General features: G+C 65.1%; 7 protein-coding genes. 4 read left to right on the top strand and 3 right to left on the bottom strand.

The annotated features are described in order from the left end of the window. Nucleotides 1-3 precede the first annotated feature (3 nt). Nucleotides 4-2,871: a TonB-dependent receptor gene (locus tag E8M83_RS20660; protein WP_137175238.1), complete on the bottom strand. Its 2,868-nt coding sequence runs from the start codon at nt 2,869-2,871 to the stop codon at nt 4-6. Nucleotides 2,872-3,296: 425 nt separating this feature from the next. Between E8M83_RS20660 and aroG the strand changes: the two genes are divergently transcribed. Further along, on the top strand, nt 3,297-4,355 hold the full coding sequence (gene aroG, locus E8M83_RS20655; RefSeq protein ID WP_137175237.1) for a 3-deoxy-7-phosphoheptulonate synthase AroG: 1,059 nt from the start codon (nt 3,297-3,299) through the stop codon (nt 4,353-4,355). A gap of 62 nt (nt 4,356-4,417) precedes the next feature. Here aroG and E8M83_RS20650 read toward each other — a convergent pair whose 3' ends face one another. Then, entirely contained in the window at nt 4,418-7,330 is a 2,913-nt protein-coding gene (locus E8M83_RS20650; protein WP_229491724.1) for a TonB-dependent siderophore receptor, read from the bottom strand. 534 nt (nt 7,331-7,864) lie between these two features. Here E8M83_RS20650 and E8M83_RS20645 point away from each other — a divergent pair. From E8M83_RS20645 to E8M83_RS20635, 3 genes are read left to right on the top strand one after another with little or no spacing between them, the layout of a single operon-like run. Beyond that, a complete protein-coding gene (locus E8M83_RS20645) occupies nt 7,865-8,803 on the top strand; it encodes an ABC transporter permease (RefSeq protein ID WP_137175236.1) in 939 nt (312 codons plus the stop codon). 3 nt (nt 8,804-8,806) lie between these two features. Continuing rightward, on the top strand, nt 8,807-9,823 hold the full coding sequence (locus E8M83_RS20640) for an ABC transporter permease (protein ID WP_137175235.1): 1,017 nt from the start codon (nt 8,807-8,809) through the stop codon (nt 9,821-9,823). Beyond that, a complete protein-coding gene (locus E8M83_RS20635) occupies nt 9,820-11,538 on the top strand; it encodes an ABC transporter ATP-binding protein (RefSeq protein ID WP_229491718.1) in 1,719 nt (572 codons plus the stop codon). The genes E8M83_RS20640 and E8M83_RS20635 overlap by 4 nt, the downstream gene beginning before the upstream one ends. Nucleotides 11,539-11,574: 36 nt before the next feature. Here E8M83_RS20635 and E8M83_RS20630 read toward each other — a convergent pair. Then, nucleotides 11,575-12,094, bottom strand: a 520-nt coding sequence (locus E8M83_RS20630) for an IS1595 family transposase (protein ID WP_137175234.1), incomplete at its 5' end; no start/stop codon positions are given.

Genomic DNA, 12,094 nt, shown 5'->3' with positions numbered 1-12,094 from the left:
GGGTCAGAACGAGTATTTCGCTCCCAAAGTGAAGTAGCGCCCGATCGCCCCATAGTAGTCGAGCGGGTTGTACGACACCGCGCCATACGTCAGCGGATCGAGCGGCGCCTGCTTGTCGAACACGTTCTGGATCGAGCCATAGATTTCCCAGCGCGGCTGCGGTTTCCAGCGCAGCACCAGGTCGACCGTGGTGAACGAGGCCAGTTCACAATCGCTGGGCGCATCGTCACCGTTGGCGAAGTGGCTGGCGCAGCCGTCCGGATCGTCCTTGAAGAAGGTGTTGTCGATCGGGCCGCGGTAGTTGACGTTGGCCGACAGGCGCCAGTTCTCGCGGTCCCAGGTCGCGCGCAGGTTGACCTTGTGGTCTGGCGTACCCATGCAATTGCTGACGTCGCAGTTGCCATGGGTGCCGGCATAGTCGCGCGTGGTGCCGTCGCGCTCGGTCCGTTTCCACTTGTCCAGATAGGTGTACTTGACATCGAAGGTCAGGTTGCCCCAGCCTTGCGGCAGGCCGAAGCCCTGGCGCGCATCGAGGTCGATGCCGCGCACCTCGGTCTCGGCCGAGTTCACGTAGCGCGCCAGCACCGCCGTGATCGCGCCCGGGTCGCCCGGGATCGTCGGGATCGCGGTGCTCGGATCGCGCGCCACATTGCCGGCGTCGATCGCGGCGTCGATCTGTTGCTGGTTGATCTCGTTCTTGCGCTTGATGTTCCAGAAGTCGAGCGAGAAGCTGGTGCGCGCAAGCGGGTCCCAGATCACGCCCACGTTCCAGCTCTTCGAGCGCTCCGGGCTCAGGTCCTGGTTGGGCGAGGTGATGACCGCCACCGAGGCCGGGTTGCAGGCGACTTCGACGCCCAGCGCGCAGCGCACCGGATCGTCGGTGTTCGCGAAGGCCGCCAGGCCGCCGACGCCGTTCTCGGCCGGGCTCGGCGCGCGGAAGCCCTTGGCCCAGGTGGCGCGTAGCGCCAGGTCGCGCCGCGGGTTCCATTTGACGCCGACCTTCGGCGTCCAGGCATCGCCCACGTCGGTGAAGTGGTCGTAGCGCATGGCGCCGGTCAGTTCGACGCCGGGCCAGACCGGGGCCAGCACCTCGCCATACAGCGCCGTCACGTTGCGCTGGCCGTCGTAGGCCGAGTACCCCAGGCCGATGATGTTGCCGCGCTCGGTGCCGGCGGTCGGGTCGAGGCGCGCCGATTCGTGGCGGTGCTCGAAGCCCAGCGCCACGCCCACTGCGCCGCCGGCCAGCTTGCCGATCTCGCGCGAGGCCTTGAAGTCGAGTTGCGCGATCTCGGTCTCGGCATCGTTCGCGATCATCGGCGACAGCGCGGCGTACAGGGCCGGTGAATTCAGGCCGGCGTTCTCGCCGATGCGCCAGAAGGTGCCGGGCGGCAGCGCCCGATAGCCGGGATTGGCCTGGGCCGCCGCCACGTTGGCCGGCGACGGGTCGAGCAGGGCGAAGGTGGCGTCGCGCTGCAGGTAGCCGCGGCGCTCGCTGTCGACTTTGCTGCGCGAATAGAGCAGCGAGGTATCCCAGTCCCAGGCGCCCTGGGTGCCGCGCGCGCCGAACAGCGCGCGGATGAAGTTCGACGAGATGTCGGATTGGCGCGGGCCGACGTCGAAGGGCAGGTAGCGCAGCCGCGCCGCGCTGCCGAAATACGGGTTGTCGGGGTGGTCGGCGCCGAACTGGACGCCGGCATTGCTGACCGGGCCGCCCGGGTAGCCGACATTGCCGGCCAGCGGGTTCGGGGTGGTGCTGGATTGGGCCAGGCTGTTGTACAGATTGAGCTCGGCGTAGGCCTCGGTCTCGCCCTGCAGCTTGAGCGTGCCGCGGCTGTACAGCGACAGGTATTCGCTGTCGGGCTGGATCTGGTTGTACAGGAAGCTCGAGTCGACCACGCAGCCGCCGCCCGGATCGCCCTGCGGGTGGTTGGTGAAGTTGGCGCAGGCCGCGCCCGGGAAGGTGCGGGTGAAGCCGGCCCCGGCCAGGTTGCCGCGGTTGTAGTAATCGAGCGTCGTCGGATTGCGCACATTGCCGTTGATGGCATTGCCCGACTGGTTGTTGCCGGTGATGGCTCCGGTGCCGCCGAAGCCCTGCTGGGCAGAGTATCCGTAAGGCCGCAGGTCGACCTTGCCGATGTAGTCGCGGTTGCCGCGGTCGCGGTACCAGATCTCTTGCGTGTGCTTGTACTCGACGTTGAACAGCACGTTGTAGCGGTCGGTCTCGAGGTCGCCGAAGCCCCAGGCGAGGGCCAGGTTGTGCTGCTGGCCGTCGCCGGCCTCGCCGGTGCCGATGAGGGCGCGCGTGCTGGTGCCCTGGAAATTGCGGCGCAAGATGATGTTGACCACGCCGGCGATCGCGTCGGAACCGTAGATGGCCGAGGCGCCGTCCTTGAGGATCTCGATGCGCTCGACGGCGTCGGTCGGGATCACGTTGAGGTCGGCGAACACCTTCTGGCCGTCGTCGGCCAGGCCGTAGGGCGCCATGCGGCGGCCGTTGAGCAGCACCAGGGTCGAGGCCGTGCCCAGGCCGCGCAGCGAGATGCCGGACGCGCCGGACGCGAAGCCGCTGCCGAAGCTCATCGGCACCGAGCCCTGGTTGTCGACCGCCAGCGTCTGCAGCAGCTCGGCGACCGTGGTCTTGCCCGAACGCTCGATGTCGTTGCGGTTGACGGTGAGCACGCTGGAGGCGGTCTCGGCCTGGGCGCGGCGGATGTTCGAGCCGGTGATCTCGACCCGCGCCACCGGCGCGGCTTCTTGCGCGGCGGCAGGGTAGGGGACGGCCAGCAGCACGGGGCCGGCGAGCGCCAGGCCGGCGGCGCCGCCACCCGCGAACAGGCGGCGCACGGAACGGGAAAGCAGGGTTTCAGTCATGGTCCGGACTCCTTTGATGGGATGGGTACCGCACTCGGGATCTGAATCGACTGTTGCATTGACCTGCGCTCAGAGGCTGATTCAGCGCAAAGTGCTTGAAAACGAGAGGTGTATGCGTCCGTTCGACGCCACTGATTGTTGTCTGTACAAGCGGTAGTCGACTGCGCAGTCTCCGATAAAGAGCTTGCCAATCTTCATGTCTTGTTGTTATAGTCAATTCGACCAAACACGGACGATGCCATGCGCCACTTCTTCTTTACCCGCTTTGTTTACTTTAGCCATTCCAGCCAAAGGCGGTGGAGTAGCGGCGGGTACGCGCAGTAACAGTCCCGGCAGCAACCAGACAAACCGCCAGCGATGGCGGTTTTTTTATTTCCAGGTCCTGAACAGACACGGCACAGAAACGCAAGAAAGGGAGTTCCAGCATGCCCCGCACCGACGATTTACGCATCCGCGAAATGAAGGAATTGACGCCACCCTCGCACCTGATCCGCGAGTTCCCGGTGACGCCGCAGGCCGAGCAGACAGCAAGCAGCGCGCGCATCGACCTGCATCGCATCCTGCACGGCCAGGACGATCGCCTGATGGTGGTCATCGGGCCGTGCTCGATCCACGATCCGAAGGCCGCGCTCGAGTACGCGCGCAAGTTGGTGAAAGAGCGCGAGCGCTTCAAGGGCGAACTCGAGATCGTGATGCGGGTCTATTTTGAAAAGCCGCGCACCACGGTCGGCTGGAAGGGCCTGATCAACGACCCGTATATGGACAACAGCTTCCGCATCAACGATGGCCTGCGCATGGCGCGCGAGCTGCTGCGCGACATCAATGAGATGGGCCTGCCGGCCGGCACCGAGTTCCTCGATGTGATCAGCCCGCAGTACATCGCGGACCTGGTCAGCTGGGGCGCAATCGGCGCCCGCACCACCGAGTCGCAGGTGCACCGCGAGCTGGCCTCGGGCCTGTCCTGCCCGGTCGGCTTCAAGAACGGCACCGACGGCAATATCAAGATCGCGACCGAGGCGATCAAGGCCGCCTCGCAGCCGCACCACTTCCTGTCGGTGACCAAGGGCGGCCACTCGGCCATCGTGTCGACCGCGGGCAACGAGGATTGCCACATCATCCTGCGCGGCGGCAAGGCGCCGAACTACGATGCCGCCAGCGTCGACGAGGCGTGCAGGCAGATCGCCGCGCTGGGCCTGGCCAGCCGCCTGATGATCGACGCCTCGCATGCGAACAGCTCGAAGAAGCCCGAGAACCAGGTGCCGGTGTGCGCCGACATCGCGGCCCAGATCGCGGGCGGCGACGACCGCATCGTCGGCGTCATGATCGAATCGCACCTGGTGGCGGGGCGCCAGGACCTGGTGCCTGGCAAGGAACTGACCTACGGCCAGTCGGTGACCGATGGCTGCATCGACTGGGAGACCAGCGTGGGCGTGCTCGAAGGACTGGCGGGCGCGGTGCGCCAGCGCCGCGTGCGGCAAGAATAAATTTCGGCGAAACAGAAACGAAAAGGGCGCACCGCGGTGCGCCCTTTTTACCGTTCAGCCGATCAGAACTTGGCGGTCAGGTTCAGGAAGATGTGACGGCCCATCGAGTCGTACACCTGTGGGTAGGTATTGCCGTTGCCATAGACTTCAGCCAGCACGCCCGACACCGGAGGATCCTTGTCCAGGGCGTTGTTCATGCCGGCGCGCAGGGCGAAGACCGGGGTGATCTGCCAGGCGCCGGTCAGGTCCAGGTAGCTGCGTGCGCTCATGCGCGCGTCGCCCGGCTCGAAGTCGCCGGCCAGCAGCGGATTGTCGCTGGTCAGGTCGAGGTCGGTACCGCGCACATAGCGCCAGGTCGCGCCCAGCTCCACGCCGCGCCATGGGGTCGCCCACGATGCGCGCAGCTTGTGACGCCATTTCGGCAGCGGAATGCCGCAGGTGGCGCCGTTGTAGCCGGCGCAGTCATACTCGCCCGAGCCTGGGAAGTCTTCCTGCTTGAATTCTTTCAGGTAGGTTCCCATCAGCGACACGTTCAGGCCGCCCCATGCGCCCAGCTTGGTGTTCCAGTTGGCGCCCAGGTCGATACCCTTGGTCGAGCGGCTGCCCAGGTTCTGGTTGGTGGCCACGATGTTGGCGCTTTCCAGGGCCCACAGGGAGCCCAGGCGGTCACGCGTGATCAGGTCGCAGAATTGTGCATCGCCCGTGTTCAGGCACTGGGTCAGCGTGGTCGACGCCGGCAGGCCGCCGATGACGCCCTTGACCTTCATGTCGAAGGCATCGATGGTCACCGAGGTATTGCGGGTCGGGGTCAGCACCAGGCCAACGGTGTACGAATCCGACTCTTCCGGTTCCAGCGCCGTGTTGCCGCCGATGATCTGGTTGAACTGCTGGGCCGGCGAGTTCAGGATGTTGCCGTACTGGGCCGCGGTGACACCGGTCCGCTGGCACTCCGCCAGGGTGGCCGACGGGTTGGCGCCCGAGCATGGGTCAGCCGACATGCCGAACAGGGCCAGGCCTGCCGGGGTGTACAGCTCGACCACGTTGGCAGCGCGCGCGGCGCGCTGGTAGCTGAAGCGGAACTTGGCTTCCTCGATCGGTTTCCACTCGAGGCCGACACCGTAGGAATTGGTGTCCTGGCCGGTCGAGTAATCCGATTTGCGGTAGCTGCCGGTCAGGGTCAGGTCCTTGGCGAACGGTGCGTTCTGCAGGATCGGGATGCGGGTCTCGGCGAAGTAGTCGCGCACGCTGAATTGGCCGCTCACGTTCTTGGTCGGACCGCCCTGGCCGGCCAGGTCGCCGGACTCGAACGCCACGTCCGAGTTCAGCTCGAGTTTCTCGGTGCGGTGTTCCCAGCCGAAGGCCACGCCCACGCCCTGGCCGCTGGTCGGCAGCTTGATGCCGTATTCGCCCAGGTCGGACGAGAGGTTGACGCCCTGCACCGTCTGCGAGGTGTGGCCTTTCTGGAAGCCAGGGGTCTGCAGGTAGCTCAGCGCTTCCGGAGTCACGCCGCCCAGGCTCCAGATATTGTAGGGAACGCAGCTTGGATCGACGCCGTTCAGGGTGCTGGCGCAAACCGGCTGGCCGTTGGCGCCTGGCACCACGTTCAGTGAGCGCGCGCTGCGCGAGACCGAGAAGTCGTTGAAGTAGGTTTCCGAGTACAGCACCTTGCCGACCTGGGCGAAGGCGTCGTACTGCCAGTTGCCGATGTCGCCCTTGACGCCTATCACGCCGCGGTACGAGGTATGGCGCAGGTCGTCGCGGCGGCCGCCGCCTTCGACGTTACGGCGCAGGATGACGACGTCGGCGGTGTCGCCGGGGCCGGTCATGCCCAGTGCGCTGCGCCAGGCGTCGGACAACAGCGGGTTTTCCCAGCGGATCGCGTTGGCGCCGGAAGCGTCCAGGCCGAACAGGCCGGATGGCGCGATCTGGGCCACGGTGCTGTCGTCGTGGAAGCTGGCCTCGGCGTACAGGCGGGCCTTCTCGTTGATGTCGTAGTGGGTGAACGAGCTGAAGGTGTAGCGTTCCGATGGACGACGGAAGTAGTTCAGCGGACCGAAGTTGTAGGCATCGGTGGCGCTCACGTAGGGACGCACGCCGCCGTTGGCGTCGGCCACGGTCTTCAGGCCGGTGGCGGTGATGAACTGGCCGGGGAAGCTGGTGCCCGAGCCGCCGCAGTTGTAGGTGTTGCCGACGGTGGAACCGTTCAGCGCGCAGGCGGTGAAGTCACGTTCGGATTGCAGCAGGGCGTCTTCTTTCTTGTAGCCGAAGAACACCACGGCGTTGCCCTTGCCGTCGGCGAAGTTGCCGCCCATGGTCAGGGTGATGTCCTTGACCTTGCCGTCGGCGCCCTTGTCGCCCGGCACCGGGAAGTTGCGGCGCTCGGCAGCCTGGGCTACCGGGCCGCCGTTCTGGTCGTGGTTGTAGAACTGGTAGTTGGCGTCGATCTGCACGCCCTGGAAGCGGTCGTCCATGATGAAGTTGACCACGCCGGCCACGGCGTCCGAGCCGTAGATGGCGCCGGCGCCGCCGGTCAGCACTTCGACACGCTTGATCAGGCCCACCGGGATCTGGTTCAGGTCGGCCGCGGTATTGCGCGGGCTGCCGGCCGGCAGGCGGCGGCCGTTGACCAGCACCAGGGTGCGGTCGGCGCCGAAGTTGCGCAGGTTGACGGTGGCGGTGCCGGACGAGCCGTTCGAGACCGAGCCGCCCTGGTCGGCGAAGACCTGGGGCAGGTTGTTCAGCAGGTTCTCGACCGAACGCACACCCTCCATCTTGATGTCCTTGGCATTGACCACGGTCACCGGGCTGACGCTTTCCAGGTTGGCGGTCGCGATGCGCGAGCCGGTCACTTCCACCCGCTGGAGCGATTCGGCGGCGGGCGCCGTTTCCTGGGCGTGGGCTGCGGTGCAGGCGACGGCAAGGCCGCCGGCGCAGATCAGGCGCACCGATCGAGATAACACAGTTTCAACCATCATAGTCAGTCTTCCCCGTAAGACCTGGCCGCGGGTGGCGCGGCCAGTAAAGTCGTTGAGTCGCCGCGGCATATGTGCGCGGCATGTTTTTTACTACTTGGCAATAAAAACATTGACCGCTAGACAGTGTCAATCAGTAAAGTATGTACGGGACTAAAATACAACTACCTGATAACTTGTGTTTACAACTTGTAATTTTGATGATAGTCACACAAAAGTCACAAAACTCGAAACGGGATAGACTATGCGGAAAATATAGTGTGAATCAGCATTTGATTTGATTGAACTATATTTTTATGACATAAAATTGCCAAATATGGCGTATGTATATTTTCTCTGTCGAGCAAGCTTCTCATATGAATCTGTGATACTGGCGTCATGACATGGTAATAACCCTGGCCTATCGGGGCATAAGATTGCGCGGCTGTTAGCAGGAGCGGATATGCGCTATCGTGGCATTCTTGCCAGTCAAGTTTTACCTTGGTGGCCATTCTGTCGGGGCGGTTCATTCGCCTAATCCGCAAATCTGGGAGTGCGATGTTTGCTTATGTGCTGCGCCGGCTGTGGCAGATGCTGCCCACAATGGCCGGTGTCGTCCTGTTGGTTTTTTTCCTCTTCAACTGGGTTGGCGGCGATCCGGCCTATCTGCTCGCCGGCAAGATGGCCGATGCAAACGCGATCGAGAACATCCGGCGCCAGCTCGGCACCGACCAGCCGTATACGGTGCAGCTCTGGATCTTCGTCAAGCAGATCCTGACCTTTGATTTCGGCAATGCCTGGAGCACCGGCGAGCCGGTGTCGCACATCATCGCCAGCCGGCTGGGCCCGTCGCTCACGGTCCTGATTCCGCTGACCGTGCTGGAAACCGTGTTCGGCATCGCGCTGGCGCTGGGGATCGCCTTCGTGCGCGGTTCACTGACCGACCGCGTCGTGATGGTCGCCTGCACGGTCGGGATGTCGATCTCGATCCTGGTCTATATCATCGTGTTCCAGTATGTGCTGGCCTACCAGTGGGGGCTGTTCCCGGTCCAGGGCTGGGGCAATGGCTTGGGCGAGAACCTGCTGCGCTATGCGCTGCTGCCGATCATCATCGGCCTGGCGGTCTCGATCGCGCCGACGCTGCGCCTGTACCGCAGCTTCGTGCTCGACGAAGTGGGGCAGGACTACGTGCGCACCGCGCGCGCCAAGGGCTTGCCGGAACGCCGCATCGTCTGGGTCCACGTGCTGCGCAATGCCGCGATCCCGATCATCACCCACGTCATGGCCAACCTGCCGGCGCTGCTGATCGGCGCCTTCCTGCTCGAGCGCTTCTTCGGTATCCCCGGCATCGGGCGCGAAGTGATCCTGGCCGTCGAACGCAGCGATTTTCCGGTGATCAAGGCGATCACGGTCTACGTGGCCGCCGCGACCATGGTGTTCAACCTGCTGGCCGACCTGCTGTACCAGGCGGTCGATCCACGCGTGCAGCTCAGGTAAGCCATGACGACCACCTTGCATATGCACTCCCCCGGGCTGTGGACGCTCGCCTGGCGGCGCCTCTGCGCCGACCGCGTCGCGATGGCGGCGCTGGCCGTGGTCGGCGCCTTCCTGTTGCTGGTGCTGCTGTCGGGCACGGGGCTGGTGGCGGGCGACTGGGAAGACGAGGTCGCGGTCAATTATGCGCCGCCGACCTTCGTCGGCGCCGACGCCACGGCGCGCGCACTGGCCCAGGCGCACGCACCGCGCGCGACGCCGCCGAATGCCTTCGATCCGCTGGCGGCCGAACTGGCCGAACTCAGGGCGCAGGTGGCGGCCACCCACCCGCCGGTCGAGAAGCGCACCACCTTGCCCTTCGGTGCCGACAAATGGGGCCACGACATCGTCAAGAAGACGATCAAGGGCGGCGAGACCTCGATCGTGGTCGGCCTGGTGGCTGCCCTGCTGGCGGTTGCCCTTGGCACCTTGTTCGGTGCTGTCTCCGGCTTTTATGGCGGCTGGGTCGACGACTTGTTCAACTGGTTCTACAGCATCTTCACGGCGATTCCCTCGATCCTGATGATCCTGACCGTGGCCGCCGTGCTGCAACAGAAGGGTGTGGCCACCATCGTGCTGATCCTCGGGCTGACCGGCTGGACCGGCCCCTATCGCCTGATGCGCGCCGAATACATCAAGCACGGCGCGCGTGAATACGTGATGGCGGCCAATGCGATCGGCGCATCGGGGTGGCAGCGCATGTTCGGCCACATCCTGCCCAATGTCTCGCACGTGGCGCTGGTGCAGATGTCGATCCTGGTGGTGGGTTTCATCAAGGCCGAAGTCATTCTTTCCTTCCTGGGCTTCGGCGTGCCGGTCGGTACGGTCTCGTGGGGCAGCATGCTCAACGAGGCGCAAAACGAGCTGATCCTGGGCAAATGGTGGCAACTGGCCGCCGCGGCCAGCGCGATGGCGCTGCTGGTGACGAGTTTTTCGCTGTTTGCCGACGCCTTGCGCGATGCACTGGATCCCAAGATCAAATGAAGCACACGATGACCCAGGACACCGAACCACTGCTGCGGGTGCGCGATCTGCGCATCGCCTTCCGCACCGACAAGCACCTCACCTTCGAGGCGCTCAAGGGCATCTCGTTCGACGTGCCCGACAACAGCACGGTGGCGCTGGTGGGCGAATCCGGCAGCGGCAAGTCGGTCAGCTCGCTGGCCGTGATGGGCCTGCTGCCGCCGGACACCACGATCGTCGATCCCGGCGCCAGCATCCGCTTCGCCGGCCGCGAGCTGCTCGGGCTGCCGCTACGCGAGCGGCGCGCGCTGTGCGGCAAGGACATCGCGATGATCTTCCAGGAGCCGATGTCGTCGCTGAACCCCGTGTTCACGGTCGGCTACCAGATCGGCGAAGTCCTGCGCCTGCACATGGGCATGGACAAGCGCGCGGCGCGGGCGCGCACCCTGGAACTGCTGCACGAAGTCGGCATTCCCGAGCCGGAGCACAAGATCGACGCCTATCCGGGGCAGATGTCGGGCGGCCAGCAGCAGCGCGTCATGATCGCGATGGCGATCGCCTGCGAACCGCGGCTGCTGATCGCCGATGAGCCGACCACGGCGCTGGACGTGACGATCCAGAAGCAGATCATGGACCTGATCGCGCGCCTGCAGCGCGCCCGCCGCATGGCGGTGCTGTTCATTACCCACGACCTGGGCCTGGTGGGCGAGATCGCCGACCGCGTGATCGTGATGCGCCATGGCCAGGTGCGCGAGGAGGGAGCGGCCGCCCAGGTGTTCGGCGCGCCGGCCGACGCTTATACCAGGGCCTTGCTGCATTGCCGGCCCTCGCTCGATGCGCGCCCGCTGCGCCTGCCGGTGATCGATGATTACCTGAGTGGGCGATTTGCGCCGAGTCATGTGCACGAGCAGCGCGCGCGCGGTACGACGCCCGGGGACGAGCCGGTGCTGGTGGTCAGTAACCTGGCCAAGAGTTTCTGGCTGCGCGAAGGCCTGTTCGGCAAGCGTGAATTCAAGGCGGTCAGGGATGTCTCGTTCACCCTGGGGCGCGGCAAGACCCTGGGCGTGGTGGGCGAGTCGGGCTCCGGCAAGACCACGGTCGGCCTGACCCTGCTGCGCCTGCACCGGGCGACGGGCGGCTCGGCGCTGTTCGAGGGGCGCGACCTGGTGGCCATGTCGGACCGCGAGTACCACGCCTATAAGCGCCGGATCCAGATCATTTTCCAGAACCCGTATGCCTCGCTCAATCCGCGCTTCACGGTCGGCCAGATCCTGCTCGAGCCGATGCGCATCCATGGCATCGGCGCCAACGACATGGAGCGCGGCGCGCTGGCGCGCCAGCTGCTGGGGAGGGTGGGCTTGCCGGACGCCGCCTATGGCCGCTATCCGCACGAGTTCTCGGGCGGCCAGCGCCAGCGCATCGCGATCGCGCGCTGCCTGACCATGAAGCCAGAGATATTGGTGTGCGACGAATCGGTGTCGGCGCTCGACGTCTCGGTCCAGGCCCAGGTGCTGAACCTGCTGCAAGACCTGCAGGACGAATACGGGATGAGCTATATTTTCATCTCGCACGATTTGTCGGTGGTGAAGTACATCTCGGACCAGGTGATGGTGATGCACCAGGGCAGCGTGGTCGAGATGGCCGATTCGGATGAGTTGTACCGCAATCCGCAGCATCCGTACACGCGCTCGCTGCTGGCGGCGATCCCGGGTGGCGCCCGGCATGGCGGCGCCTGAGCATGCGCCGAGCCCAACCGTTGGGCGCTGTGCGCGTTAATTCGTTATTTTCCGACGACAAATCGCGCACTGGATAATGGCGGTCAGCAATTGCGCTGGCGTAAGCAACTCACCGTCATCCAGGAAGCGTTGCCAGCCGGAGTAGTTCACCAGGTAGCGACTGGCGATGCCATTGAAACGCTTGATCCAGGTCTTGAATCGGCCATGCCAGCCATTGACGTTATTGAGGTGGATCGTGCCGCGGGCCCTGATGCCGGCACGCAGATTGACGGCTTCATGTGTGATACCGGCGTTGGAGGCGAAGACCCGGTAAGCTGCTGCCGAATCGCTGATCAGCAGCACGTCGGGCGCCAGCACGGGCTGCAAACAAGCGGTAAGCCGGGCGGCGCTGACCTGCCCACGACCAGTGTGAAAATCCAGCGTCCGCCTGCTCCGGTCGCGCGCGACGAGCAGGCACTCGTGTTCGCGGGTGATGCCGCGGCGCTTGGCCACACCGCCGCGCCGCCGTGGCGGTCGGTTCAGGTGGCGCGAGCCCTTCTGCGATTCCAGCATATAG

Source organism: Massilia sp. HP4 (genome assembly GCF_005222695.1).
Taxonomy (GTDB): Bacteria; Pseudomonadota; Gammaproteobacteria; order Burkholderiales; family Burkholderiaceae_D; genus Telluria.
The sequence above is the reverse complement of the archived record's forward strand: the minus strand, read 5'-3'. Positions and strand labels throughout refer to the sequence as shown.

Bases quoted from the DNA above. Each gene is read 5' to 3' on its own strand.
- E8M83_RS20660 (WP_137175238.1), bottom strand. From the start codon at position 2,871: ATGACTGAAACCCTGCTTTCCCGTTCCGTGCGCCGCCTGTTCGCGGGT.
- aroG (WP_137175237.1), top strand. From the start codon at position 3,297: ATGCCCCGCACCGACGATTTACGCATCCGCGAAATGAAGGAATTGACG.
- E8M83_RS20650 (WP_229491724.1), bottom strand. From the start codon at position 7,330: ATGATGGTTGAAACTGTGTTATCTCGATCGGTGCGCCTGATCTGCGCC.
- E8M83_RS20645 (WP_137175236.1), top strand. From the start codon at position 7,865: ATGTTTGCTTATGTGCTGCGCCGGCTGTGGCAGATGCTGCCCACAATG.
- E8M83_RS20640 (WP_137175235.1), top strand. From the start codon at position 8,807: ATGACGACCACCTTGCATATGCACTCCCCCGGGCTGTGGACGCTCGCC.
- E8M83_RS20635 (WP_229491718.1), top strand. From the start codon at position 9,820: ATGAAGCACACGATGACCCAGGACACCGAACCACTGCTGCGGGTGCGC.